The sequence below is a fragment of the Paenibacillus sp. MT124 genome, assembly GCF_058792755.1.
Genome location: NZ_CM179500.1, coordinates 5,036,747 through 5,062,168, shown reverse-complemented (window position 1 = coordinate 5,062,168; position 25,422 = coordinate 5,036,747). Strand labels below are relative to the sequence as shown.

Annotated in this window: 24 protein-coding genes; 21 read left to right on the top strand and 3 right to left on the bottom strand. The window is 48.9% G+C overall.

Annotation, left to right across the window (positions count from 1 at the left end):
* Positions 1-29 precede the first annotated feature (29 nt).
* The 5 genes from aspS to AC3RCI_RS22830 all read left to right on the top strand — a co-directional run bounded on the left by aspS (position 30) and on the right by AC3RCI_RS22830 (position 8,276).
* The gene (gene aspS, locus AC3RCI_RS22850) at positions 30-1,808 is read left to right on the top strand and encodes an aspartate--tRNA ligase (protein ID WP_095289507.1); all 1,779 of its coding nucleotides are present in this window, start codon (positions 30-32) and stop codon (positions 1,806-1,808) included.
* A gap of 18 nt (positions 1,809-1,826) precedes the next feature.
* The gene (locus tag AC3RCI_RS22845; RefSeq protein WP_095289508.1) at positions 1,827-2,585 is read left to right on the top strand and encodes a tRNA threonylcarbamoyladenosine dehydratase; all 759 of its coding nucleotides are present in this window, start codon (positions 1,827-1,829) and stop codon (positions 2,583-2,585) included.
* A 167-nt stretch (positions 2,586-2,752) separates the two neighbouring features.
* Entirely contained in the window at positions 2,753-4,051 is a 1,299-nt protein-coding gene (locus tag AC3RCI_RS22840) for an NCS2 family permease (RefSeq protein ID WP_127538628.1), read from the top strand.
* Between the two features lie 55 nt (positions 4,052-4,106).
* Positions 4,107-5,915, top strand: coding sequence for an ABC transporter ATP-binding protein (locus AC3RCI_RS22835; RefSeq protein ID WP_336780267.1), 1,809 nt, complete (start codon positions 4,107-4,109; stop codon positions 5,913-5,915).
* Positions 5,916-6,089: 174 nt separating this feature from the next.
* The gene (locus tag AC3RCI_RS22830; protein ID WP_492526562.1) at positions 6,090-8,276 is read left to right on the top strand and encodes a HelD family protein; all 2,187 of its coding nucleotides are present in this window, start codon (positions 6,090-6,092) and stop codon (positions 8,274-8,276) included.
* Positions 8,277-8,373: 97 nt separating this feature from the next.
* Here AC3RCI_RS22830 and AC3RCI_RS22825 read toward each other — a convergent pair whose 3' ends face one another.
* Both AC3RCI_RS22825 and AC3RCI_RS22820 read right to left on the bottom strand, forming a co-directional pair.
* On the bottom strand, positions 8,374-9,312 hold the full coding sequence (locus tag AC3RCI_RS22825; protein ID WP_492526560.1) for a DMT family transporter: 939 nt from the start codon (positions 9,310-9,312) through the stop codon (positions 8,374-8,376).
* The gene (locus AC3RCI_RS22820) at positions 9,309-10,052 is read right to left on the bottom strand and encodes an SDR family NAD(P)-dependent oxidoreductase (RefSeq protein WP_492471911.1); all 744 of its coding nucleotides are present in this window, start codon (positions 10,050-10,052) and stop codon (positions 9,309-9,311) included. Before AC3RCI_RS22820 ends, AC3RCI_RS22825 begins: the two co-directional genes overlap by 4 nt.
* 139 nt (positions 10,053-10,191) lie before the next feature.
* Here AC3RCI_RS22820 and AC3RCI_RS22815 point away from each other — a divergent pair, with 139 nt between their 5' ends.
* From AC3RCI_RS22815 to crcB (AC3RCI_RS22800), 4 genes are read left to right on the top strand one after another with little or no spacing between them, the layout of a single operon-like run.
* Entirely contained in the window at positions 10,192-11,070 is an 879-nt protein-coding gene (locus AC3RCI_RS22815; RefSeq protein WP_492526558.1) for a LysR family transcriptional regulator, read from the top strand.
* A gap of 51 nt (positions 11,071-11,121) precedes the next feature.
* Positions 11,122-12,429, top strand: a complete 1,308-nt coding sequence (locus AC3RCI_RS22810; protein WP_492526556.1) for a replication-associated recombination protein A — start codon at positions 11,122-11,124, stop codon at positions 12,427-12,429.
* 28 nt (positions 12,430-12,457) lie between these two features.
* Positions 12,458-12,856: a fluoride efflux transporter CrcB gene (gene crcB / locus AC3RCI_RS22805; protein WP_492526554.1), complete on the top strand. Its 399-nt coding sequence runs from the start codon at positions 12,458-12,460 to the stop codon at positions 12,854-12,856.
* Positions 12,853-13,212, top strand: a complete 360-nt coding sequence (gene crcB / locus AC3RCI_RS22800; protein ID WP_336780274.1) for a fluoride efflux transporter CrcB — start codon at positions 12,853-12,855, stop codon at positions 13,210-13,212. The genes crcB (AC3RCI_RS22805) and crcB (AC3RCI_RS22800) overlap by 4 nt, the downstream gene beginning before the upstream one ends.
* A gap of 134 nt (positions 13,213-13,346) precedes the next feature.
* Here crcB (AC3RCI_RS22800) and mnmA read toward each other — a convergent pair whose 3' ends face one another.
* The gene (gene mnmA, locus AC3RCI_RS22795; RefSeq protein ID WP_492526552.1) at positions 13,347-14,471 is read right to left on the bottom strand and encodes a tRNA 2-thiouridine(34) synthase MnmA; all 1,125 of its coding nucleotides are present in this window, start codon (positions 14,469-14,471) and stop codon (positions 13,347-13,349) included.
* Between the two features lie 315 nt (positions 14,472-14,786).
* Here mnmA and cymR point away from each other — a divergent pair, with 315 nt between their 5' ends.
* The 12 genes from cymR (at position 14,787) to AC3RCI_RS22735 (ending at position 25,406) form a co-directional block, all read left to right on the top strand.
* Positions 14,787-15,206 carry a cysteine metabolism transcriptional regulator CymR gene (cymR, locus tag AC3RCI_RS22790; RefSeq protein WP_127538637.1) on the top strand — a complete coding sequence of 140 codons (420 nt, stop codon included), beginning with the start codon at positions 14,787-14,789 and terminating at the stop codon, positions 15,204-15,206.
* A gap of 124 nt (positions 15,207-15,330) precedes the next feature.
* Positions 15,331-16,482: a cysteine desulfurase family protein gene (locus AC3RCI_RS22785; RefSeq protein ID WP_154896070.1), complete on the top strand. Its 1,152-nt coding sequence runs from the start codon at positions 15,331-15,333 to the stop codon at positions 16,480-16,482.
* A 165-nt stretch (positions 16,483-16,647) separates the two neighbouring features.
* Complete coding sequence (locus AC3RCI_RS22780; protein ID WP_095289518.1) at positions 16,648-17,169, top strand: PRC-barrel domain-containing protein; 522 nt, start codon at positions 16,648-16,650, stop codon at positions 17,167-17,169.
* 10 nt (positions 17,170-17,179) lie between these two features.
* Positions 17,180-17,389 (top strand): YrzR-like zinc ribbon domain, encoded by a 210-nt coding sequence (locus AC3RCI_RS22775; protein WP_095289519.1) that lies wholly within the window; start codon positions 17,180-17,182, stop codon positions 17,387-17,389.
* Between the two features lie 275 nt (positions 17,390-17,664).
* Positions 17,665-18,732: an AI-2E family transporter gene (locus tag AC3RCI_RS22770; RefSeq protein ID WP_095289520.1), complete on the top strand. Its 1,068-nt coding sequence runs from the start codon at positions 17,665-17,667 to the stop codon at positions 18,730-18,732.
* Positions 18,733-19,163: 431 nt separating this feature from the next.
* Complete coding sequence (alaS, locus tag AC3RCI_RS22765; RefSeq protein ID WP_492526550.1) at positions 19,164-21,785, top strand: alanine--tRNA ligase; 2,622 nt, start codon at positions 19,164-19,166, stop codon at positions 21,783-21,785.
* A 129-nt stretch (positions 21,786-21,914) separates the two neighbouring features.
* Positions 21,915-22,175: an IreB family regulatory phosphoprotein gene (locus AC3RCI_RS22760; protein ID WP_024633073.1), complete on the top strand. Its 261-nt coding sequence runs from the start codon at positions 21,915-21,917 to the stop codon at positions 22,173-22,175.
* Between the two features lie 126 nt (positions 22,176-22,301).
* Positions 22,302-22,718: a Holliday junction resolvase RuvX gene (ruvX, locus tag AC3RCI_RS22755; RefSeq protein WP_095289522.1), complete on the top strand. Its 417-nt coding sequence runs from the start codon at positions 22,302-22,304 to the stop codon at positions 22,716-22,718.
* Between the two features lie 12 nt (positions 22,719-22,730).
* On the top strand, positions 22,731-23,030 hold the full coding sequence (locus tag AC3RCI_RS22750) for a DUF1292 domain-containing protein (protein ID WP_127538641.1): 300 nt from the start codon (positions 22,731-22,733) through the stop codon (positions 23,028-23,030).
* On the top strand, positions 23,031-23,345 hold the full coding sequence (locus AC3RCI_RS22745; RefSeq protein WP_127538642.1) for a DUF1292 domain-containing protein: 315 nt from the start codon (positions 23,031-23,033) through the stop codon (positions 23,343-23,345).
* A 75-nt stretch (positions 23,346-23,420) separates the two neighbouring features.
* Positions 23,421-24,461: an endolytic transglycosylase MltG gene (mltG, locus tag AC3RCI_RS22740; RefSeq protein WP_336780279.1), complete on the top strand. Its 1,041-nt coding sequence runs from the start codon at positions 23,421-23,423 to the stop codon at positions 24,459-24,461.
* Positions 24,462-24,476: 15 nt separating this feature from the next.
* The gene (locus tag AC3RCI_RS22735; RefSeq protein WP_154896072.1) at positions 24,477-25,406 is read left to right on the top strand and encodes a U32 family peptidase; all 930 of its coding nucleotides are present in this window, start codon (positions 24,477-24,479) and stop codon (positions 25,404-25,406) included.
* The last annotated feature ends 16 nt before the right edge of the window (positions 25,407-25,422 follow it).

Sequence of the window (25,422 nt, the reverse complement as noted above, 5' to 3'; positions counted from 1 at the left end):
CGGAAATTCACATAATGAGGAGTTTGGTTATGAAAAGAAGTCATCATTGCGGCGCATTAACGACCGCACACATCGGCGAAACCGTAACATTGAACGGCTGGGTACAAACCCGCCGTGACCTGGGGGGCGTGCTGTTTATCGATCTGCGTGACCGCAGCGGTATTGTACAAGTGGTATTTAACCCGGCTTACTCCGGCGAAGCTCTGCAAATTGCTGATCGGGTGCGTAGTGAGTATGTTATCGCCGTATCGGGTAAAGTGGTTAAACGGGATGAAGAGACCGTGAACAAAAACCTGCCTACAGGTGAAATTGAAGTTCAGATTACGGAAATCGAAGTGCTGAACGCGGCAAAAACGCCGCCATTCTTCATTGAAGATGGTGTGGAAGTCGATGAGTCCCTTCGCTTGAAATATCGTTATCTGGATCTGCGTCGTCCGGAAATGTACGAAACACTGAAATTGCGTTCCAAAGCGTCCAAAGTATTCCGTGACTACCTGGATGGAGAAGAGTTCGTTGAAGTGGAAACACCGATTCTTACGAAGAGCTCCCCGGAAGGTGCGCGTGACTACCTCGTACCAAGCCGTGTGCATGAAGGTGAATTCTTCGCTCTGCCGCAATCTCCGCAAATCTACAAACAATTGCTGATGGTCGGCGGACTTGAGCGTTATTATCAAATTGCTCGCTGCTTCCGGGATGAGGATCTGCGTGCAGACCGTCAACCTGAGTTCACACAAGTCGACATCGAGACTTCCTTCCTGGAACAGGATGACCTGCTGCCAATGATGGAAGAGCTGATGGCCAAATTGCTGCGTGAAACGAAAGGCATCGAGCTTGAGCTGCCATTCCAGCGGATTACGTATGCAGATGCGATGGGTAAATACGGTTCAGACAAGCCGGATCTGCGCTTTGGCATGGAGCTGGTGGAAATGAACGATATCGTAGCGAACAGTGGTGTGAAAGTCTTTGCTTCTGTCATCGAAAAAGGTGGAGAAGTGAAAGTGCTGAATGCCAAAGGCTGTGGCACATGGAGCCGCAAAGAGATCGACGATCTCGGACCATTCGCAGCACGTTACGGTGCCAAAGGTCTGGCTTGGATTCAAGTGAAAGACGGCGAATTCAAAGGCCCAATCGTGAAATTCTTTACACCGGAAGAGATTGAAGCGGTGAAAGAACGCACTGGCGCTGAAGAAGGCGACTTGCTGCTCTTCTCTGCCGACAACAAAAAAGTGGTTGCAGACGTTCTGGGTGCACTGCGTTTGAAAATTGGTCGTCAACTTGGTCTGATCGATGACAGCAAATTCAAATTTGCCTGGGTTGTGGACTTCCCACTTCTTGGATATGATGAAGATGCGAAGCGTTACGTGGCAGAACATCACCCGTTCACTCGTCCAAAAGACGAAGATGTGGCTCTGTTCGATACAGACCCGGGTGCGATTCGTGCACAAGCTTATGACCTTGTTCTGAATGGTTATGAAGTAGGTGGCGGTTCAATGCGTATCTACAAGCGTGACGTGCAGGAGAAAATGTTTGCAGCCCTTGGACTTTCACCTGAAGTATCCAATGAGAAATTCGGTTATCTGCTTGAAGCATTCGAATACGGAACTCCACCACATGGCGGTATCGCCTTTGGTCTTGACCGTCTCGTTATGCTGCTGGCAGGTCGTACAAACCTGCGTGAAACTATTGCCTTCCCGAAAACGGCAAGTGCAACCGATCTGCTCATGAACGCACCTTCTGAAGTGGACGGAGCCCAGTTGGAACAACTTCATATCCGTGTAGCCCGTAAACCGGTGGCGGAAAAGAAATAAAGGAGGCATCGATTCTCAATGCTCCATCAATTTTCAAGAACAGAGCTGGCAATCGGACCTGAAGGTCTGGATGCTTTGAAAAATAGTACAGTTGCCGTGCTTGGTATTGGGGGCGTGGGCGGTATAGCCGTTGAAGCCCTTGCTCGCAGCGGGGTTGGACGCATCATCCTGATTGATAAGGATGTGGTGGACATCACCAACGTTAACCGTCAGATTCACGCGTTGACCACGACCGTTGGTCAGAAAAAAGCCGATCTGATGGTAGACCGGGTCAAGCTTATTAACCCTGAGATTGATGCCATCGCCTTGAACATGTTTTACACGGAAGAAACGTATGAGGAATTGTTTAAATATGAACTGGATTATGTCCTGGATGCATCCGACACGATCATCTACAAAATCCATCTCATCAAGGAATGCCTTAAACGTAAGATTCCCGTGATTTCCAGCATGGGTGCAGCGAACAAAATGGACCCTACGAAATTCCAGGTTGCGGATATTTCCAAAACGTCCATGGACCCGATTGCCCGTGTAGTTCGCACAAAACTGCGCAAAGAAGGCATCAAAAAAGGGGTCAAAGTGGTCTTCTCTACGGAGGAGCCATTAAAGCCGCGTGAAGATGTTACTCAAAAGATCGTTCCTGAGAACGCACCGGAAATTCGCAAGGCGAAACAGCCACCAGCGAGCAACGCGTTTGTTCCTCCGGTAGCTGGCCTGATCATGGTCAGTGTGGCAGTCAAGGAATTGATTGAAAATGCAGCGAAAAAACAACAGTAACCTGTTGAGCGAAAAGCGTAGGTGCCTACAAGGCGCCTGCGCTTTTTTTATAGTCATCGCGTGATGTACTTCAATCCCAAAACCGTGTATGATATGTGGTGCTGCGCGAAATGATGATAAATATATAGAGAAATGGCAGTGTACATAGAGAGAGGGGAACAGAACGGATGAAACAAGGTTGGATGACCAGACGTCTCGGTGTGGAGCCGGGGGACCAGTGGAAAAAGGAGATTGTGGCGGGAGCCATCTCCTATTTTGCTGTCGTTTATATCGTGATGGTCAATGCTACAATTTTGGCAGATGCCGGCATGCCTTTACAGGCAGCGATGGTAGGCACACTGCTGACGTCTATTGCGGGTTGCTTGCTGATGGCATTCGGCGGTAAGTCACCTATTGTGGTTGTACCCGGAATGGGAATTAATGCATTTTTTACGTACACACTCGTACATTCCATGAAGCTGAGCTGGCAGGAAGCACTGGCCGTGGTGGCCGTTACAGGTATACTTTTTGCAATCGTTGCATTTACATCCCTATATAAATTGATCAGCGAAGCCATACCGAAAAACCTGCAGCATGGGATTACGGTGGGAATTGGCCTATTTTTGACCTTTATTGGTTTGCAGAAAAGCGGAATAGTTATTGCTCACCAGACCACGTTCGTAGCAATTGGGCATTTCAATGATCCTAATGTCATTACGGCCTGCGTAACATTGGTGCTTGCTGTGATTCTATTCATACGTAATATTCAGGGCGGACTTCTCATCAGTATTCTGATCGGGACTGGACTTGCCTATGTGCTAGGTGCAGTGAATCCGGGTGAACCCGTGTCCGCGATGGAGGCGCTGCGTCAATACGGCGGGTTGTTTGGCGAATTGTCCCTGATGAAGCTGGCTGATGTTGCGTTCTGGATTGCTGTCTTTTTGCTGCTGCTGATTGTTGTATTCGAAAATATCGGATTGATTACGGCTCAGACGCAAATGATTGATCGCCCGCAGCGTTTCAAAGGCAGCCTGCGCGCACTGTCGATCAGTACGGTATTGGCAGGTATATTCGGGAGCAGCCCTCCTGTAGCTGCGGCAGAGACTACGGCCGGGATTGCAGCAGGCGGACGCACGGGCTTGACACCACTCGTTACAGCCGTGCTGTTCGGGGCGACTTTTTTCTTCATTCCGCTGCTCGGGTATATTCCGGACAGTGCAATAGCCCCCATTTTGATCATCATTGGCGGTTTGATGGTGCAAGGTGTGAAGGATATGGATTTTGGTGACTTTACAGAGGCCTTCCCGGCATTTCTGATTATGGTCATGATTCCCTTTACGTATAGCATTGTGGACGGCATGGCGTTTGGTTTCATTGCCTATCCACTGGCGAAGCTGGCCGCAGGTCAGGGGAAACAGGTGCCTGTGGTCATGTACGGCATTGCCATTCTGTTTCTGGCCAACTTTGTACTGCATGGCGTATTGTAATCAGTTGGGACGTAAGGACAAATTATTCGTGTAATGTCTAGTGAACAGGTGGAGAATGGAGGAACGGGGAATGGAAGAGAAGGAACAGACGGACCGGGTTGAACCGAAGCTGGGGAAAAAAGGATTCAAAGATTTCGTGAAGCTGATTGCTTCCACAGAACCTCCCAAACTCATTTTGATCGTCGCATTGATTCTAACCCTCATTCAGACTACGGCCGGGTTAATTGTTCCACTAATGACCAAGGGCCTCATTGATGGACTAACGATGTCTGCACTCAATAAATCCGTCATTTTTCTCCTGCTTGGTGCTTTTGTCATTCAGGCGATTGCTTCGGGCATCAGCATCTATATGTTGAATTATGCAGGGCAACGCGTGGTTGCAACACTGCGAACGAAGCTGTGGAACAAAGTGTTATCCCTGCCAATGCCCTATTTTGATCGTAATCGTACAGGGGATACAATGAGCCGCATCACCAATGATACAAGCCAGATCATGACGCTGATTGCTGATTATCTGGTCTCCTTTGTATCCAATATCGTTGCGGTGGTGGGCGGGGTAGCTCTGCTATTTTATCTGGATTGGGTCATGTCGCTCATTATCTTGAGCTTGGTACCGTTAACGCTGCTGATTCTGCTGCCGGTTGGACGTAAAATGTACAAAATCTCCAAAAAGCAGCAGGATGAGATGGCTGGCCTCACTTCCGTGCTGAGCCAGGTCATTAGTGAGATCCGATTGGTTAAAGCGTATGGCACCGAAAAACAGGAGGCGGAAGCGGGACATTCCCGCATTGGCAAAATGTTTGCATTTGGCTTGCAGGAGGCAAGAATCCTGGCGCTGATCGGACCGCTCTTTACCTTTGTCATGACCGCTGTTTTAGTTGTTATTCTGGGGGTTGGCGGTATGCGGGTAGCATCTGGAATGTTATCACCCGGGGAACTGGTGGCCTTTATCCTGCTTCTGTTCCAGGTGATTATGCCGATGGGGCAGTTCACGACACTGTATTCGCGTTTGCAAAAAGTGGTCGGGGCAACTGAACGCATTCAGGCTATTCTTGCACATGAAGAAGAACCAAGGCACAGTGTGAAATTAGCTCCAAAAGGCAACGAGACCATTGCATTCAACAACCTGCATTTCGCCTATGTCACAGGAGAAGAAGTGCTGCACGGAATCCATTTAACCGTTCCAGCGCGTAAAGTGACGGCGATCGTCGGTCCCAGCGGCAGCGGCAAATCAACCTTATTCTCACTGCTTGAGCAGTTTTACCTTCCAGGTTCAGGCAACATAACCTACGGAGGACAAGACATAAGGGATTATTCGCTCGCCTCCTGGCGCAGCAAGATCGGTTATGTTTCACAGGAGAGTCCGCTAATGGCAGGTACCATCAAGGACAACATTACCTATGGGCTTGGACGAGAAGCAAGTATGGACGAGATTCGGCACGCCGCAGACATGGCATACTCGTCCGTATTTATTGATAATTTGCCCCAGGGTTACGAGACCGAGGTGGGGGAACGCGGAATCAAGCTCTCGGGTGGTCAGCGTCAGCGCATTGCCATAGCCAGGGCACTGCTGCGCAGTCCGGATATCCTCATGCTTGATGAGGCAACGTCCAGTCTGGACAGTACTTCAGAACATGAGGTGCAGCAAGCCCTTTCGAATTTAATGGAGGGACGGACAACCGTTGTAATTGCACATCGTTTGTCTACAGTTGTGGATTCGGATCAGATTGTTGTACTGGAGCAGGGCCATGTCACCGGGACGGGTACACATGCAGAGCTAATCAGCACTCATCCAGTATATCGTGAGCTGGCTCAGAAACAATTTGTTGCACAAGATGGGAAGCCAGAGCCCGAGGAGTATTAATTGATAACGATGTGAACCGTTGTTCTATCGTCTTATAGGACGGGAACAGCGGTTCATTTGTCTTTTCGTCCTGTTAGCTGTAGCTTTTTGCCATTCAATATGATATAGTGGGTATCCTTTTGTGTCGTCAGATTGGCTATGCAAAAAAACATATTCTTAGGAGGTAACTGAAACATGTCAGACAGCTTTCAAAGTGCCTATCAAGAAGAAGAGTACAGGTTAGAGCGAACGATGGAGGAAGTGGATCGTCAGCTGGAACGGCTGAAGAATATACCGGTTTATACTGGCCACGATTTCACCGAACAAGTGCTGGAAGCCGGACGCGAAGAGCGCCGCACCGCCTTGTCCAAGAGCGCGCAGCAACCCTATTTCGGACGCTTGGATTTCGAAGAACAGGGCAGCGGGGAACGGAAGCCGCTGTACATTGGCAAAGTCGGCGTAGACCGCGAAGAGGTGGGAGAGCATCCGCTCGTCATCGATTGGCGCGCTCCTGTCGCGAGCCTGTTTTACTCATTTACCGGAGGGGAAGCCTCCGCAACCTACGAAGCACCGGAAGGTTTGATCGAAGGTCTGGTCTACCTGAAACGCAACGTGGTCATCCGGCAGCGGATATTGGAGCGCGTTGCGGATACATACAACCGGGATAGCGATCAGCCGGCCGTATCGGATGAGTTTCTCGTCTATCGGCTGGGAGAGAACAAGGATAACAAACTTCGTGACATCGTATCCACCATTCAGGCGGAACAGGATCAGATCATTCGTGCCGCAAGGAATACGGCATTGATCATCCAGGGTGTGGCGGGTTCGGGAAAAACAACCGTTGCCCTGCACAGGCTAGCCTTTTTGCTGTATCAGTACAAAGAGCAGGTATCTGCGGAGAAGATGGTTATCTTCGCACCCAACCACATGTTCCTCGATTACATCTCGGATGTACTCCCGGAACTCGGCGTTGGAGATATTCAGCAGCGTACATTCCCGGATTGGGCGATGAATCTGCTGGGATTGGAGATGCCTCTGGCAGATACGTCGGAGACATTGAATACCTGGTTTGAAACGCCGGAAGCACGTCCCGAATTGAATGATGACGTACCTGGTCGCTATAAGGGCTCGATACGCTTCATGAATCTCATTCAGGAATGGCTGTCAGGTATGGAGCAGGAATCGGTACCCGATCTGGACTTCAGTCCATGGGACGGTGCGGTACTTAGCAAGGCAGAGATCGAAAGCTGGTTTAGCGAAGAATATAAGCACTACCCACTGGCTAAACGGAAGGAGCGCGTAATGGCGCGGATCCACCGCTGGATCGAAATGGAGCTCAAGAAGCCTTGTCCCGAGAGCGCGCGTAAAGAACGCAAAAAGAAAGCAGCGACACGTGAAAAAGCATACGCCAAAAAGTGGCCCCAATATGAACCGCTTACGCTGTATAAACAGCTGTTCAAGGCTGCTAAGGGTGGCTCAGTGCCTGCTTCACTAAGCAGTCTTATTCCCAAAGGTGTGATGAAGCAGACGACAGCAGATCTGAAGCAGGATGTTATTCGTGAAGAGGATCTGCCTGCGCTCGTGTATATTCACACGCTTATTCATGATATTGAAGGAGCGGAACGATTCGATCATGTCGTGATTGATGAAGCGCAGGATTTCTCGCCATTTCACGTCGCTCTGCTGGATCTGTTTGTCAAAGGACATTCCTTCACCATACTGGGTGACTTGTCCCAAGGTATTCATGAGTATCGCGGGGTTCATGCATGGGAAGAGATGAGCACCCTGTTTCCCGACGAGCAGAATGCATATTTTGCCTTGACCCGGAGCTATCGTTCCACCATGGAAATTATTGATTATGCCAATACGATACTGGAACGTGGGGTCAAAAGCGGAATTACGGCGATTCCTGTCTTCCGGAGCGGAGATCCGGTTCGAACATTAGCCTATGAGGGTGAAGGAAGAACGAAGAGTCTTGAAAGGGCTTTGAAGCTGTTAACGGTGAAAGACTACCGTACAGTATCCATTCTGACGCGTACCCTACATGAAGCGGTTGAGCTTCATCGTGAACTTCTGGATGCGGGCTGGGACCTGAACCTGATCGATGGCGGCAAGAAGCAATATACAGGCGGACATTCCGTTTTACCTGTCTATCTGTCCAAGGGACTAGAGTTTGATGCGGTTATTGTGGCAGATGCGGATGAGCAGCACTATCTGTCTAATGCGGGCGATGCCAAGCTGCTGTATGTGGGCTGTACAAGGGCATTGCACGAGTTGTGGCTGTTCCATGATGGTGACCTTCCGTCTTATGCGGCCGCAACACACCATTCGGAAGGCGAATCGGTAACCATTCAGGGCTGGCCGGATAGTGACACCGAATAAACATGGGTAGGGCAATGTAATATCAAGAATATAAAAGGCATGTCGTTCATGGGTAAATCCCATAAGCGCATGCCTTTTCTGCTGGTCTGTGACAATCTCAACTCACTGGAGAAGAATGCCTACGGAGTTCAGATGAGCGTTCTTTCCCTTTCTGTGCATATGAACGACGATTAACCAGGAAAATACCTACGCCTATGAGTATGCCGCCAGCACCAACGAACCACTGAACCTGCTCCTGCAGTAAAATCCAGCTCGACAACACTCCAAAGAACGGTGTCAGAAACAGATAGGAACTGGTTTGGGCGGGGTCACTATGCTGCAGCAAATAGAACCAGAGTGAGAACTGGATTATGGAGCATACAAGCGTTAACCAGAGCAGCACTGCAACCGAGGTGGGGTTCAGCATAAAATAAGGCTGTTCAGTCCATGTGCTAAGCAGAAGCAGTACTGCGCCTCCAGCGAGCATCTGGTACGCGGTAAGCACAAAGGTATCGTAACGTTCACCCCAGCGTTTAATAAGTAATGTGGAGACTGCGAAGGAAACCGCACCACCAATTCCAATCCAGGTTCCGGGGCTAAAACTCATATGCGAGCCAAAGGTTAACAGGACGCCGGCGAGGCCGAGGATTACACCCATCCACTGGCTGAAGCGATACGTTAACCGATACAATAAAGCACTGATGATAATGACCAGCAACGGATTGGTAAAGGTAAGAATGGCAGATTCACCGGATGTAATCCAGTTCATGCTGTAATATGCGCATCCCATCACTCCAGCAGATTGGAACAGGCCAATTAAAATGATTCTTAGCCAGGCTTGCCATCCTGCAGGTAGAGGGCGTTTCCGCAGAAACCAGGCCATCAGGCCCCCTGCCAGTACGTAACGCATGCCCATGAGCAGGAATGGTGGAGCATACAACATGCCGATTTTGCCGACCGGAAAAGAAGTACCCATAATGAATGTCGTTAACAAGATCCATATTGTATATTTCATTGGTTTCATTGCTTGGCTGTCAGCTTTATTATCAGGGCTCATAACGTCTGACCGCCATCTACGGTAATCAGCTGTCCGGTCATGGATGGCTGTTCAAGCGCAGCACATATCATGTGCGCAATATCCTCAGGCGAAGAAATTCTCTGTAATAACAACGAGCCACCGAGACGATTCATTCGTTCCTCGTTTCCGGCCCACCAACGGGTTGCAACGGCGCCAGGGACGATGGCATTCACCCGAATGAGCGGTGAGAGTGCGTGGGCAAGAGATAAGGTCAGGCCGTGAACTGCCGCTTTGGAAACCGCATAAGGGAGAGAGGAGCCGGAACCTGTGCTGCCCGCAATACTTCCGAGGTTCACAATGGAGCCGCTGCCCGCTTTCTGCATTCCTTCCGCCACTGCACGAGCGCAATGAAACATGCCCTTCACGTTCACATCATACAGTTCATTCCAAACATCCTCCGTAACGGATTCCAGATCCTGCAGAGGAATGTGACGAGTGATTCCGGCATTGTTAACAAGGGCAGTTATGGGGCCATACGTTTCGGTAACTGTAGCCACCATCTTCCGGACTTCCATATCACTAGCAACGTTGGCTTGAACAGCGAATGCCTGACCTCCTTCATCTACGATCTGTTGAACCGTTTCTTCTGCCGCATTCCGCGACCGGGAGTAGTTGACAGCGACCCGTGCTCCCTTTTGGGCCAGCAGCAGACTCACCGCACGTCCAATGCCTGTTCCGCCGCCTGTAATTAAGGCTACTCTGTTGTTCCAGTATGTCATGTTGAACACTCCTTATCATCATCCAGCTGGGTGAACTGGTTTGGAATCTACATGAATTGTAGTCCTGTTTGCGGATGGAGTATAATGATTGTTAGTGAACTGGCCATCATTTTGAATGATGTCAGAAGTGGGGGATAAGATGGAGAGCGGGGATCTTCGAATATTTCAATGTGTGGCACAGGAAGGAAACTTGACGAAAGCTGCTTCGAAGCTGGGATATGTGCAATCCAACGTCACGGCCCGGATCAGACATCTGGAAGCGGAGGCGGGCACCAAGCTGTTCATTCGTCACAACCGGGGAATGACGTTATCTCCAGCGGGAGAGATGCTAATGAGTTATGCAGATAAAATCATTGGTCTGCTGAACGATGCTTCCAAAGCGCTTCAGGCGACAAGTGCGCCATCGGGTCCATTGCGAATAGGCTCTACGCAGACTGCAGCCGCGGTGCGATTGCCCGAACTTTTTGCAGAATATTATAGGCAATATCCCGATGTTTCCTTGTCACTGACTACTGGGAATTCGCAAGAGCTTATAGACCAAGTTATCGGGTATGAATTGGAAGGTGCATTTATTGGTTGTGCCTGCGATCATTCCGAGATCGCGTCTCTGGATGTATTTGATGAAGAACTGTTTGTGGTTTCATCTGGTGTAATGCCAGAAGATGAGCTTATTCGTAAACCGATCCTTGTTTACAGCATGGGATGTTCTTACCGCCAGACGTTAGAGGAGTGGTTGCTATCCTGCGGGGTAAATCGCCCTATAATCATGGAATTTGGCACATTGGAAGCCATTATCAGTGGCGTAGCATCGGGGATGGGCATCTCATTGTTACCAGAGATTGTTATTCGTCAGCAGATGAAAAGCGGTATACTTCGCAAGCATTCGCTTCCCGCGGGCATGAGCCGGATGATGACTCGTTTTATTACACGCAAGGATGCGTTTGTCAGCAGTGCGCTCGGTGCATTTATGGCTATGCTGCCGCGGGATTATGATATGATAGAGAGTAAAGAATATTGAGGTGTTCAGATCCAATCTAGGATAGGCAATCCGTTAAGGAAGTGATGAGCAGTGGATTTATTTTCGTTTCAACAGGACTCCAAGCCCCAGGCAAGACTGCTTGCTGATCGCATGCGACCAGAGCATCTTGATGAATATATTGGACAAGAACATATTATTGGACCAGGTAAGCTGCTGCGGCGCGCGATTGAAGCGGACCAGATCTCGTCCATCTTGTTATACGGCCCTCCCGGCTGCGGGAAGACGACGCTTGCCCACATCATCTCCAAGCATACACAGGGAGAGTTTGTTCGTCTGAACGCAGTAGACGCCTCGGTGAAGGACGTTCGTGAAGTTATCGAGCAGGCACAGACAAACAAGCAGCTGTACGGAACCAAAACCATATTGTTCCTGGATGAGGTACACCGCTTTAACAGTTCTCGTCAGGATGCATTGCTGCCAGCAGTGGAGAATGGCACCATCATATTTATCGGTGCTACGACAGAGAATCCATTTCACTATGTGAATGGAGCCTTGATGAGCCGTTCAACCCTCTTTCAGCTCGAGTCGCTGAACAAGGCACATTCGCTTGTTGCCATGCGCCGTGCGCTGGCGGATTCCGATAAGGGGCTTGGATTCATGGAACTGCAGGCAGATGACGAAGCTCTGGATCATATTGCCACCATGGCCAATGGAGACATTCGGCGTGCTCTAAATGCGCTGGAACTGGCTGCGCTGACCACGCCGCCTGAGAAGGATGGGTCCATTCATATTACGCTTGCCGTGGCAGAGGAGTCGATTCGTCGTCCGATTGTGAAGGCGGATGAGTCCACGCAATATGATGTGCTGTCTGCTTTTCACAAGAGCATTCGCGGTTCCAGTGATGCTGCATTGTTCTGGTTTTTGTACGCAGTAGAGAAGCTTGGCATGGACCCGATGACATTTATCAGGCGTCTGATTGCCGCGAGCAGCGAAGATATCGGTCTGGCGAATCCACAAGCGATGACCCAAGCTATAGGTGCACTGGATGCCTACCGTAACAACGGATGGCCCGAAGCGAAGCTGAATATTGCACAGGCCATTTTATTCGCAGTGGAGAGTCCGAAGTCGAATGCGGTATACACGGCCATTTCGAAGGCGATGAGCGCCATCGATGAGGTGAAGTCGGCTGAGGTACCACTCCATTTAAGGGATACCCATTACTCGGGAGCAGTGAAGCTGGGACATGAAGGTTATCAATACCCCCATAATTATCCGGGGCACTATGTGAAGCAGGAATATCTGCCCAAACAGCTCTCGCGAAGAGTATTCTATGAAGCAACAGAGCAAGGCAATGAGTCGAAAATCAGGCTGAACCAACAGCGGAGAAAAGAACTGTAAGATTGATGACCCGGGGGATGCATACAACATGAAAGAGCTTCTGTATATAGGCGCTGGCGGATTTTTGGGTACACTGACCCGATATGCCATTCAATTGGGGATTCCATCAGCCAATGTAGGCTTTCCTTGGGCAGTCCTGCTGATTAACGCGCTTGGCAGCCTGTTTTTGGGCTGGTTCTTTACCATAGCCGTCCCAGACAAAATAACACCACAACTTCGTCTTGCGATAGGTACCGGATTTACAGGTGCATTTACTACATTTTCTACGTTTACGCTGGATATTGTCCGCCTATTCGAGAACGGCATGTGGACGAAGGCCGTAATTTATATCGTGGTGAGTTTGCTCGCGGGTTTGATGCTCTGCGCGTTGGGAATCCAGCTTGGGCAGCTCATGCGGGGTAAATCGTCACAGGATGGTGCAGCATGATGATCTGGATTGGACTGGCAGGTACTTTGGGGGCCATACTTCGTTACAGTCTGGGGCGATGGATCTCAGGAAAACTGGGCACAGCTATTCCATGGGGGACTTGGATCATTAATATCAGTGGTTCTCTGCTGCTGGGCTTGTTATATGGATGGCATCAATCAGAGATGATCTCGGATGGACTTTGGGTTGTGTGGGGCACCGGATTTTGCGGAGCTTATACAACGTTCTCGACCTTCGGGTATGAAACGATTCAATTGCTCACCATGAAACGGTATCCATCAGCTATTCTATATGTAGTAAGTTCCGTTTTACTGGGTGTAGCTGCCTGCTTTGCTGGTGTTTGGTTCACGGCATAACTAAAAAATTTTAAATGTTTTTTTCAGGAAAAAGCAGGAAAAAAGCCATCCTTCATGGTATACATGAAAGATGGCTTTTATGATGGGAATACAGGGTATTCCACATCATCTATACATATTGAAGGCTTTCCTAATTATTGCATTGCTGGTACAGGTACTTTTTGAACCTGATCAATCGTGCCACCGCCGAGACAAACATCACCATCATAGAATACAACGGCTTGTCCCGGGGTAATCGCTTTTTGTTGTTGATCGAACTGTACATCGACGCTTCCGTCTTCCTGCCAAGTCAGAGTGACACCTTGATCCGGCTGACGGTAACGGAATTTGGCGGTGCAGCGGAAAGGTACGTTAGGCACTTGGTCAGCACCAGCAATCCAGTTAACGTCAGTAGCCGTCAAACCTGTTGAGTACAGGCTCGCGTGCGCATCGCCTTGAACCACAAGCAGCTGATTTTTCTCCAGATCCTTATCGGCCACGAACCAAGGTTCACCATTGCCGGAACCGCCAATACCCAAACCTTGGCGCTGTCCGAGGGTGTAATACATCAGTCCGTCATGACGGCCTTTTACTTCACCCGTTACAATATCAACCATGTCTCCGCCTTTGGCAGGAAGGTAGTTGCTCAGGAATTCCTTGAAGTTGCGCTCGCCGATAAAGCATACACCTGTGCTGTCTTTTTTCTTAGCCGTGTACAGGCCTGCTGCTTCAGCAATTTTCCGTACTTCCGGTTTAGGAAGATGGCCGATCGGGAACATCGCTTTGGACAGCTGGTTCTGGCTTAGTGCATTAAGGAAGTAGGTCTGGTCCTTGTTGCTATCTACGCCACGCAGCAGTTTGAACGTGCCGTCTTCTTCGATAAGGCGAGCATAGTGCCCTGTGGCAACGTAGTCAGCGCCCAAATCAAGCGCCTTGTTCAGGAATTCGCCAAATTTGATCTCGCGATTGCACATGACATCTGGATTCGGTGTCCGACCTGACTTATATTCATCAAGGAAATAGGTAAATACTTTATCAAAGTACTCTTTCTCGAAGTTGACAGTGTAATAAGGAATGCCGATCTGTTCACAAACCCGGCGAACGTCCTCTGAATCTTCTTCAGCGGTACAGTGGCCGAACTCGTCCGTGTCATCCCAGTTTTTCATGAAAATGCCGATGACATCGTATCCCTGCTCCTTCAGCAGCAAGGCGGTAACGGAAGAATCGACACCTCCGGACATGCCAACGACGACCCGAGTGTTCTCAATTGTTTTGGACATCGTTATCACCATTTCTATATATAAATGTGTTTCGTTTCTATTCTAGCATAACCGGACTCAAGTTACGATACACCCGGCCAATTTTGGATAGTGTCCACTCCAGGCGCACAATTTGGAATATCGTCAATCTTTCTTTTCCATAAAGCCTGCAGATATGTTAACATTAGCTGAGGGTTATGATCGGAATACGGAGGATTACTTGCGTGAGATCTGTATTATTCATATCCCGCTGTGGCGGATCATGAAAATACGGTCTTGCATCACGCCAAGTATATATTGTAATTGTTTTTCTGAAAATTGAAAGAGGTGACTCCTTTGAAAATATCGACAAAAGGCCGTTATGGGCTAACTATCATGATGGAGCTGGCAGCCAGAACTGGCGAAGGCCCTACATCCCTTAAAAGCATTGCGGAGCGCAATCAACTCTCGGAACATTATCTGGAGCAGCTGATCGCTCCGCTGCGTAATGCCGGACTCGTGAAGAGTATCCGTGGAGCATACGGCGGATATATCTTGGCAGGAGATCCAGCGACAGTGACTGCAGGAGACGTGATTCGTGTACTGGAGGGGCCGATCTCCCCAGTGGACTTCACCGAGGAAGATGACCCGGCCAAACGGGATCTGTGGCTGCGCATTCGTGACAGCATTGCAGAGGTGCTGGATTCCACAACGCTCAAAGACCTGATTTCGTTCCAGGATCAGGAACAAAAAGACAGCTACATGTTCTACATCTAATCAAGGTGGATACGGAACGTTCAGCCATACACTAAAGCCCCCATTATGGGGGCTTTAGCCATGCAAAGCAACATTTTATACCCATAAATCAAATGGAATTTCAACATATAACGGGGTGAATTCAATGAACAGAATTTATTTGGACCACGCAGCATCCACGCCCATGCACCCGCTGGTGGCGGAAGCGATGATGAAAGTCATGACAGGCCAATATGGTAATGCTTCGAGCATACACTCTTTTGGACGGGATGCGAAGCGAACGGTTAGCGGAGCAAGGGACAGTATTGCGGCTTCCTTGGACTGTTTCCCGGATGAACTCGTATTTACGAGTGGTGGCACGGAAAGTGATAATCTGGCAATCTTTGGCGCAGTTTCTGCACGAAAAGAGCAGGGGAAACACGTGATTACAACGGTGATCGAACATCACGCGGTTCTTCACAGCTGCCAAGAGCTTGAACGTCAAGGTTATGAAGTTACCTATCTGCCTGTCGACGAGCATGGAAGAATAAGTTTGGCTGAGCTTCAGGAGGCAATTCGGCCGGATACGGTACTGATTACCATGATGTTTGCCAATAACGAGGTAGGAACGATTCAGCCCATCCGCGAAATAGGGGAGCTGGCACGGAAGCATCAGATTTTATTTCATACCGATGCAGTACAGGCTCTGGGCACCCAAAACATCTCTTGTAAAGATCTACCGGTTGACTTGATCAGTTTCTCTGCGCATAAAATTAATGGGCCCCAAGGTGTAGGGGCACTTTATGTGCGTCGTGGCATTGTACTGGAAGCCAAATCCCATGGAGGACTGCAAGAGCGTCAGCGCCGAGCAGGTACGGAGAATATAGCAGGAATTGCCGGATTTGCAGAGGCACTCAACATTGCGACAGCGCAAGCAGAGACGCATCGTCAGCATGATCTGGAATTACGGAAGCTTTTGTTAAAACAGCTGGAAATCCATGTGGGCAAAGCCCATTTTCACGTGAACGGTCATCCCGAATATACGCTGCCCAACATTCTGAATATCAGTTTTCCTGAGGTATCCACAGAAACCATGTTAATGAACCTGGATATGGAAGGCATCGCGGTTGCGAGCGGTTCTGCATGTACATCAGGCTCTCTCGAAGTATCTCATGTACTCAAAGCAATGATGCTGCCGGAGGCATTTTTGCATTCAGCGATTCGTTTTAGCTGGGGATTGGGTAATACTACGGAAGAAATCATGAAAACCGCCGAAAAAATTGGAACCATTCTTGAACGATTGCGTAATAGACCCTAAGGGGCTCTTTTGCACATGGAACAAAAGGAGGGAAGAAGTTCCATTTCATCGGTTAGATAGAAGCGGTTTTGATGATCGGCGTCTGATTGCCACTCATCAACTTTGGGCATACCTAGCAATAGCGCCGCGCCTATTTAATGATAAGAAGATGAGGAGGACCCTGCGATGAAGCTTCAGGAAATGATCGGACTAGCCGTTTTTGATGTCGAGGACGGGAAACAGGTCGGTAAGATCCAGGATTTCATTGTTAGTGACGATTGGAAAATTGAAGGCATTGAACTTGAGAACAAAGGCCTGTTTACCAATCATGTCAAAATCGTGCAGTGGCAAGACATTGTTGCCTACGGCGAAGATGCCGTCATGATCCGTAATCAACAGGCTGTCCGCAAGACGGGAGCCGACGACATAAAACACACGTATCTTCTTGGCCAATCTAAATTGAAAGAGATGTCCGTGCTGACCGAGGAAGGTTTGCTGCTTGGACGAGTCTCCGATGTTTATTTTGACCAAGAGTTGGGAAATACAATAATAGGGATTGAAATTACGGACGGTTTTGTGTCCGATCTGATCGAGGGCCGTAAATGGCTGCCATGTACAAGCGATATGTCTATCGGGGAAAGTGCCATTATGGTGCCTCCACTGAGTGAACAGCGCTTGGAAAATGCCATTCATTCTGTTAATGGATAGGTGAATGTATATGAAATGTCCAAATTGTAGTTCCAAAGATATTGGGAAAATTGGTTCCCACCAGTTCTATTGCTGGGGTTGCTTTATTGAACTGAACGTAAACGGTGAGAAAATGTCTGTATATCAAGTTGAAGAAGATGGAACGCTCAGCTCGCTTGACGATCTATTCTTCGGGGAAGAGCTGCCACAGGACTTCCCGCATCTGCATGCATCTTCTTAAAATGCGAGTGAAACTTCCTCTATATGCGGTTTTGTGACAATGAATGTCACGAACCATGTCGCAAAGCGACGACAGATGTGTATAGATGACAGTTACATAGCAGTCTGTCCAGCCTGCATTAATGTATGCTGGGGCAGGCCTCAACATGCGTCTCCTTCCTTAGTGAGGGGGGCGCTTTTTTGTTTTCTTCTTTTCCACATCTGTGCGGGGTTAATAAATATTCCCTTTCCTACATATACTGACTCTCAGAGCCAGTCCAAAGGGGAGAGATGCAAGTGGAGCAATTAACCAAAAACAAGCTGTTCCGTTATGCCATCTGGCTGCTGCTCGGCTTGATCATTCTGTATTTTATATGGCTGTTAAGGCCCTTGCTGCTTCATATATACGGATTCCTGAAAACCGTACTTGCACCGTTTATCGTGGCCCTTATTATTTCCTATGTACTTAATCCCATTGTAAGTATGTTGGGCGGACGGAAGGTGCCACGCTCCATCGCTGTTTTGCTGATCTATGCTTTTTTTCTCACCTGTATCGGTGTCATACTCATGAATGTCATTCCAGTGTTGATTGAGCAGCTCGAAGAACTGAATGAGCATATGCCTGAATTGTCGATGCGCGCACAGAGTCTCATGAACAGCATGGATCATAAATTGATGCCACCAAGTGTACGCACAGGCATGAACAGCTGGTTTTTCCAGATGGAAGACCGTCTTACCCAAGGCATAACGATGCTGATGGACAACATCGGAGCCACGATCAATGTGCTGTTTAACGTATTTATTGTGCCGTTTCTCATTTTCTATATGTTAAAAGACTTTGAGGTGTTCGAACGCACGGTCGTTGCGTATCTGCCGCGTTCTCGCCGCAAAGCCATCGTTTCGGTCATGAAGGAGATTGATACGGCACTCGGCAATTATATTCGGGGACAGTTCATCGTCTGTGTCATTGTTGGCATCTTCGCCTATATCGGTTACGTGATTATTGATATGCCTTACGCGCTGCTGCTGGCAAGCATTGTAGCCGTATTTAATATTGTGCCATACCTGGGGCCTTTCCTGGGTGCTGCGCCAGCTGTAGTTATGGCTTCAACCGTATCTGTTAAAATGGTCCTGCTGGTGGTCATCGTAAACACGCTATGCCAGGTGCTGGAGAGCAACGTCATCTCCCCGCAGGTTGTAGGGCGGACGCTGCATCTGCATCCATTGTCGATTATTTTTGCGCTGCTTGTAGGTGGAGAACTGGCAGGCATTGTAGGTCTTATTCTGGCGGTGCCTGTTTTTGCCGTTCTGAAAGTCATCGTGCAGCACTTTTTTGCCTACTACATCAAGCGAAGGACGGATTAAGTGCTCGAGCATGAGGCGTCTTGGGGGTACATTGACACTCGCATGGCCTACCGATATAATGAAGTCACATGTTTCAAAAATGAAATCGATGATGAAATGAAGTACGCCGGGGGTTCCTTTCCTCAGAGAATAGACTTCTTCGGATCAGATTCAGATCTGACCGATGGCTGGAAGAGTCTTGAAAGTTGAAGCGGCGGAAAGCTGATTTCGGAGTGCAGGACAACCCTGCCGGGCGCGACCGTTATTCGCATCAACGAGGAGATTGCTGATTGGTCTGAAATGAGGGACAGGCAGCAATAACCAGGGTGGTACCGCGATAACATCGTCCCTGATATTTCAGGGGCGTTTTTTGTGTTTGTTTTTACAAAAGCAATGTTTACCAACCGGGGCAAATAGCTCCGGACCATTATAATTAATTGGGGGCAGTCCGTATGAAAGCCAGTGAAATCCGTTCCAAATGGATAGAGTTTTTTGCAAGTAAAGGTCACAAAATTGAGCCAAGCGCATCGCTCGTACCTCACAACGATCCTTCCCTTTTGTGGATCAATGCGGGAATGGCGCCGCTTAAGCCGTATTTTGACGGACGTGAGAAACCGGAGAATCCGCGTCTCGCGAACTCCCAGAAATGTATTCGTACCAACGATATAGAGAATGTCGGCAAAACACGCCGTCACCATACGTTCTTCGAAATGCTGGGTAACTTCTCCATCGGAGATTATTTCAAAGAAGAAACCATTACTTGGGCATGGGAATTCCTGACGAGCAAGGAATGGATCGGATTCGATCCAGAGCGTCTGTCGGTAACGGTTTATCCAGAAGACGAAGAAGCTTTCAAACTGTGGAACGAAAAAGTGGGATTGCCGGCAGAACGTATCATCAAACTGGATGAGAACTTCTGGGATATCGGTGAAGGCCCATGCGGTCCATGTACCGAAATATTCTATGACCGCGGTGAAGCCTACGGCAATGACATGAACGATCCGGAAATGTACCCGGGCGGGGAAAACGAGCGTTACCTTGAAGTATGGAACCTGGTATTCTCCCAGTTTAATCACAACAAGGATGGCAGCTATACGCCGCTTCCTAACAAAAACATTGATACAGGTGCAGGTTTGGAGCGTTTTGCTTCCATTCTGCAGAACGTGGATTCCAACTTTGACACAGACCTGTTCCAACCGATGATTCAAAGAACAGCGGCACTTGCCGGTGTGAAATACAACGACAGTGTTGAGATTGATGTAGCGCTGAAAGTTATTGCTGACCATATCCGTACCGTTGCTTTTGCAGTAGGCGATGGCGTTCTGCCAAGTAATGAAGGACGTGGATACGTTATCCGCCGCCTGCTGCGCCGTGCTGTACGCTACGGAAAGGTTCTCGGATTGGACCGTCCATTCCTCTATGAACTGACAACAACAGTCGGTGAAGTCATGGGCGTATACTACCCAGAGGTGGTAGACAAGCAAGAATTTATCGCGAAGGTCATCAAAACCGAAGAAGAACGGTTCCACGAAACACTTAGTGACGGATTGGCGATTCTGGCAGACATCAGTGCTGCAGCCAAATCCGAAGGTCGTACGGTAATCAGTGGTCCGGAAGCATTCAAATTGTATGACACATATGGCTTCCCGTTTGACCTTACTGAAGATTACGCAGTAGAGCATGGCTTGACTGTTGATCGTGAAGGTTTCGATGCATCCATGCAGGAACAACGTGATCGTGCACGTGCAGGCCGTCAGGAAAGCGAAAGCATGAAGGTCCAAGGCGGACCACTTGCTGATCTGGAGGTTAAAAGCGAGTTTGTTGGTTATACTGACCTGTTGACGGAAGCAAAAGTGGTTGCCATCGTTGCAGGCGATGCCCTTGTCGATTCAGTAAGCGAGGGACAAACCTGTCAGGTGATCCTCGATAAAACTCCGTTCTATGCAGAGAGCGGAGGACAAGTCAGCGATCAGGGCTTGCTGCGCGGAGCAGGCGTTACTGCCAAAGTACAAGGGCTGTTCAAAGCTCCGCAAGGACAGCACGTACACATGGTAAGCGTAGAGTCGGGTGAATTGCGTGTAGGTGATATGATTCAAGCGGAAGTGGATGCGTCCAAGCGTGGAGATATTATCAAAAACCATACAGCTACCCATTTGCTGCACAAAGCACTTAAGGATGTGCTGGGTACGCATGTCAATCAGGCAGGTTCCCTTGTGGAGCCGCAGCGCCTGCGGTTTGACTTCTCTCACTTCGGCAGCATTACACCGGAAGAATTGACAGAGATTGAACGTCAGGTGAATGAGCAGATCTGGAATCGCCTGAATGTGAACATTGAATTGAAGGCCATTGATGAAGCCAAAGAAATGGGCGCTATGGCATTGTTCGGTGAAAAATATGGAGATATTGTACGTGTCGTACAAATCGGTGACTACAGTTTGGAACTTTGTGGCGGCTGTCACGTAAACAATACATCGGAGATTGGCATGTTCAAGCTTGTCAGCGAGAGCGGCATTGGTTCCGGTGTACGCCGGATTGAGGCTGTAACCGGTCGTGGTGCGTACCTCTTCGTTGAAAGTCAGCTGGAGCTGCTCAAACAATCGGCAGCCCTGCTCAAAGCCAATGTTGCGGATGTGCCTAAACGGATCGAAGGTCTGAACCAACAGCTGAAAGAAGCTGCGAGAGAAACGGAATCGCTGCAAAGCAAACTGAGTGCCATGGAAGCAGGCTCGTTGACGGATCAAGTGGTACAGGCAGGAGATACACAAGTGCTCGCAGCCCGCGTGGACGCACCGAACATGGATGCGCTGCGTACCGTTGCCGACGAATTGAAAGTGAAGCTGCCTGATGCTGTGCTCGTTCTGGGTGCTCCTGCAGATGGCAAAGTAAACTTCGTGGTTGCTGTTCCTGCTGAGAAAGTGAAGCAAGGTCTTCATGCCGGTAAAATCGTCAAGGAAGTCGCAGCAGTTTGCGGCGGTGGTGGCGGCGGACGTCCAGACATGGCACAAGCCGGAGGCAAGGATGCGTCCAAGCTGGATGAAGCGCTGAAACTGGCCGTTTCACTCATCGCACAATAACGGACAAGCAAAAAACACAATTGCATTCTCCTTTGTTTACTCGTGGCAGTCAGAATATGTTATTATATAAGCAGAAATCAATTCGGCAGGACATGGTCCCCATGTTCATGCAGGAGCGAGGTGTCATCAATGGACTCCATGGATAAGACGGTTAAATTTAATGTGAAAGCTGACGAGCAGGAAGCATCCTCCAAAGAGATTCTTCTCACGGTGTATGATGCACTGGTGGATAAGGAGTACAATCCAATCAACCAGATTGTCGGGTATCTGATTTCGGGAGACCCTGCATACATTCCTCGTCATAACAACGCACGCAGTCTGGTCCGGAAGAAGGAGCGCGACGAGCTGATTGAAGAGCTTGTACGTTCTTATCTGGCCAATCACCGGTAATGTATACCGCTTCCGCTGTGATGCAGCCATGCATGCAGCGGGAAATGAACCGACAGAAGACAGCCTGAAGCTTGAGAAGGGAAGAATCCTATCTTCCCGCGCGGGCTTGAGGATGGGAGAGCATGGATGAAAATTTTAGGTTTGGACTATGGGGACCGAAGAATCGGAGTTGCCGTTAGTGACGCCTTCGGTTGGACTGCCCAGGGATTAGAAGTGCTTGAACGCCGCCGGGATGAAGGTGAGTTCGGTCGCATTGCTGAACTAGTGCGTGAGCACGAAATCAGCGAGATCGTTGTCGGGCTCCCCAAAAACATGAACGGCACCGTAGGGCCGCGTGGTGAAATTTGCATTGCTTTTGCCGAACGCCTTCGGGGCGAACTGAATTTACCTGTTCACCTTTGGGATGAACGGCTGACAACCATGGCAGCAGAACGAACGCTGATTGAAGCGGATGTCAGTCGAAAAAAACGCAAGCAGGTTGTGGACAAAATGGCCGCAAGCTTGATTTTGCAAAATTATTTGGATGCGAACAGTAAAAGGTGAGGGGGATCAACAATGGCTGAAGATCAACTGGGTATGGAAGAAGAATCGGAGATTATTTACATCGCGGATGACGAGGGCAATGAAGAAGAATTCGAAGTCATCATGAAGTTTGAAGTAGATGGGTCGGAGGCCAAGTATATGATGGTTGCTCCGGTTGAACCTGAAGATGGCGAAACGGATGTATATGCATTCCGTTACGAAGAAGATGGCGACGATATTAAACTTTTCGTCATCCAAGATGATGCCGAATGGGATATTGTCGAGGAGACGTTTAATACATTTTTAGCTGAAGATGAAGAGGAAGCGAACTAAATGACGGAATATAGCCGCAAAGACCTGAAATGGACAGATTCACTGCGTCTGGCATTCGGTGCTCATGTTGAGCTCGAGGAAGAGAACGGTAAATCGCAACCGTATGACTTGTTGGCTGAGTTTGAAGTCCATGGTCAACAGTACGCGGTACTCCGCAGTTCATTGCGTCCTTATGACGAGGTTGAACTTCTGCGGGTATTGCCGGGAAGCGAAGACCAGATCATGCCTGAGTTAGTTACGATTGATGATGACGAAGAATGGGAGAACATCTCGGAACTGTACGATGAATGTACCCTCCCGATTGACGAAGATTAACCAGCTTCAAATTGAAGAAACCGGAAGGGCGGAGAAGTCCGCTCTTTTTGGTTGTGTAAAGGAGTTGTGTCTTTTTTGAAAGGGAAAGTCATATTAGTCATTCTGCTTATCCTTGTAATTGTGGTCGGAGGGGCAGGTGCTGCAGTCTGGAACATGATGCGACCTGTTTCGGATTCAGCAGAACCGGTTGTATTCGAGATCAAAAGCGGATCTGGAACATCACAAATTGCGGATCAGCTTGAGCAAGAGGGACTGATTCGAAGTGGTCTAGCTTTTAAAGGGTATTTGAAGTGGAAGAACCAAGGATCGAGTTTTATGGCAGGTACATATTCGATGAATCCTGGCGTGTCATACGACGAGATTATTAGCAAGTTAAACAGCGGTGAAGTAGTACCCGAAGAAATGGTGAAATTTACGATTCCTGAAGGATATACCGTGCTGCAAATGGCGGATAAATTGTCTGCAGAAGGTGTCGTAGATCGTGAAGAATTCATCAAGCTGGCGAATGATCCGTCTTCCTTCGATGTCGATATCATTAAGGATATTCCGGTGGATGAAGAACTTCGTTACGCCTTGGAGGGATACTTGTTCCCTGAAACCTATGAGCTCAAAAAGGACAGCTCCACCCATGACGTCATGCAGCGAATGCTTGAAGAATTTCAGACCAAAATCAATACCATACCGGATCTGGATTCCAAACTGAAAGCCCGCAATCTCTCTTTGCATGAGCTGCTTACGATCGCTTCCCTTGTGGAGCGAGAAGTTGTGGTGGATGAGGAACGTGCTCTGGTTGCAGGCGTGATTGATAACCGGATCAAGCAGGACATGAAGCTGGAGATCGATGCGACCGTTCAATATTTGCTGGACAAGCCCAAGGCACGATTATTGTTCAAAGACTTGAAGGTTCAGAGTCCATACAACTCGTATCTCAACAAGGGACTGCCGCCAGGGCCAATTGCAAGCCCGAGTTTGGAATCCATTGAGGCCGCTCTGGCACCGGAAGCTTCAGACTACCTGTTCTATGTTACGAAGAAGGATGGTTCATCCGAGCACCTGTTTGCCAAAACGTATAAGGAACATCAGCAAAATATAGCCAAAAGTAAGGCTGCGCAATAAGCGGAGGGGATGTATATGAGTAAGAAACATGAACTGCTGGTTACGGCAGCGAATGTAAATGAAGCAGAAGTACTGCTCCAGGCCGGAGCAGATGCCTTGTTAATTGGGGATGATCGCTTCGGCATGCGTTTACCCGGCAGTTTCACTGTGGAAGAGACAGCCGAAGTGGTTGCCCTTGCCGCCAAACATCAGGCTCGTGTCTATGTATCCATGAATAACTTGATGTCCAACGAGCTGTTGAAGGAGCTCCCTGAGTATGTTCAGGCTCTGGGCAGCATTGGGGTTCATGCCGTGGAATTTAACGATCCATCCGTGCTGGCTGCGATTAAGGAGTATGCTCCCCATATTCAGCTGCACTGGAATGCGGAGATGACTTCAACGAACTACGCAACGGCCAACTATTGGGGCAACAAAGGTGCCAGTCGTGTTGTACTCGCCAGAGAGCTGAATATGGATGAGCTGACAGAGATGGTTCCTTTTCTAAAAGTTGAAGCTCAGGTCCAGGTGCATGGCATGACGAATATTTATCATTCCAAACGCAGTCTGGTCCAAAGTTATATGGCTCATCAGGGGCGCCCGGTAGAGGGGCACCTTGGTAAAGAGCGCGGGCTATTTCTGATTGAGGCAGAACGCCGGGATGAGAAATTCCCGATTTATGAAGATGTTAACGGTACGCACATCATGAGCTCTGAAGATATTTGCATTTTGGAGGATCTTCATCTGTTGATGGAGGCAGGTGTTCATAGCTTCAAGATTGAAGGTATTCTCAAACCGCTGGTTTACAATGAGGCTGTTGTCCGTGCATACCGGAGGGCTATTGATTGTTATGCAGCAGATGCGGATGCATATGCTTTTTCGGATGAGTGGCTGGATGAGGTCCGCCAACTGCAGGATCCTGAACGGGAGCTGTCATTTGGCTTTTTCTACAAAGAACAGGTGTATTAATAGACGAGGTGAACGA

Coding starts and splice junctions, on each gene's coding strand:
- AC3RCI_RS22830 (WP_492526562.1), top strand. CDS start 6,090: ATGTCAGACAGCTTTCAAAGTGCCTATCAAGAAGAAGAGTACAGGTTA.
- AC3RCI_RS22845 (WP_095289508.1), top strand. CDS start 1,827: ATGCTCCATCAATTTTCAAGAACAGAGCTGGCAATCGGACCTGAAGGT.
- aspS (WP_095289507.1), top strand. CDS start 30: ATGAAAAGAAGTCATCATTGCGGCGCATTAACGACCGCACACATCGGC.
- AC3RCI_RS22840 (WP_127538628.1), top strand. CDS start 2,753: ATGAAACAAGGTTGGATGACCAGACGTCTCGGTGTGGAGCCGGGGGAC.
- alaS (WP_492526550.1), top strand. CDS start 19,164: ATGAAAGCCAGTGAAATCCGTTCCAAATGGATAGAGTTTTTTGCAAGT.
- AC3RCI_RS22775 (WP_095289519.1), top strand. CDS start 17,180: ATGAAATGTCCAAATTGTAGTTCCAAAGATATTGGGAAAATTGGTTCC.
- AC3RCI_RS22750 (WP_127538641.1), top strand. CDS start 22,731: ATGGCTGAAGATCAACTGGGTATGGAAGAAGAATCGGAGATTATTTAC.
- ruvX (WP_095289522.1), top strand. CDS start 22,302: ATGAAAATTTTAGGTTTGGACTATGGGGACCGAAGAATCGGAGTTGCC.
- AC3RCI_RS22820 (WP_492471911.1), bottom strand. CDS start 10,052: ATGACATACTGGAACAACAGAGTAGCCTTAATTACAGGCGGCGGAACA.
- AC3RCI_RS22780 (WP_095289518.1), top strand. CDS start 16,648: ATGAAGCTTCAGGAAATGATCGGACTAGCCGTTTTTGATGTCGAGGAC.
- crcB (WP_336780274.1), top strand. CDS start 12,853: ATGATGATCTGGATTGGACTGGCAGGTACTTTGGGGGCCATACTTCGT.
- AC3RCI_RS22745 (WP_127538642.1), top strand. CDS start 23,031: ATGACGGAATATAGCCGCAAAGACCTGAAATGGACAGATTCACTGCGT.
- AC3RCI_RS22760 (WP_024633073.1), top strand. CDS start 21,915: ATGGACTCCATGGATAAGACGGTTAAATTTAATGTGAAAGCTGACGAG.
- AC3RCI_RS22835 (WP_336780267.1), top strand. CDS start 4,107: ATGGAGGAACGGGGAATGGAAGAGAAGGAACAGACGGACCGGGTTGAA.
- AC3RCI_RS22785 (WP_154896070.1), top strand. CDS start 15,331: ATGAACAGAATTTATTTGGACCACGCAGCATCCACGCCCATGCACCCG.
- AC3RCI_RS22825 (WP_492526560.1), bottom strand. CDS start 9,312: ATGAGCCCTGATAATAAAGCTGACAGCCAAGCAATGAAACCAATGAAA.
- crcB (WP_492526554.1), top strand. CDS start 12,458: ATGAAAGAGCTTCTGTATATAGGCGCTGGCGGATTTTTGGGTACACTG.
- AC3RCI_RS22815 (WP_492526558.1), top strand. CDS start 10,192: ATGGAGAGCGGGGATCTTCGAATATTTCAATGTGTGGCACAGGAAGGA.
- AC3RCI_RS22735 (WP_154896072.1), top strand. CDS start 24,477: ATGAGTAAGAAACATGAACTGCTGGTTACGGCAGCGAATGTAAATGAA.
- mnmA (WP_492526552.1), bottom strand. CDS start 14,471: ATGTCCAAAACAATTGAGAACACTCGGGTCGTCGTTGGCATGTCCGGA.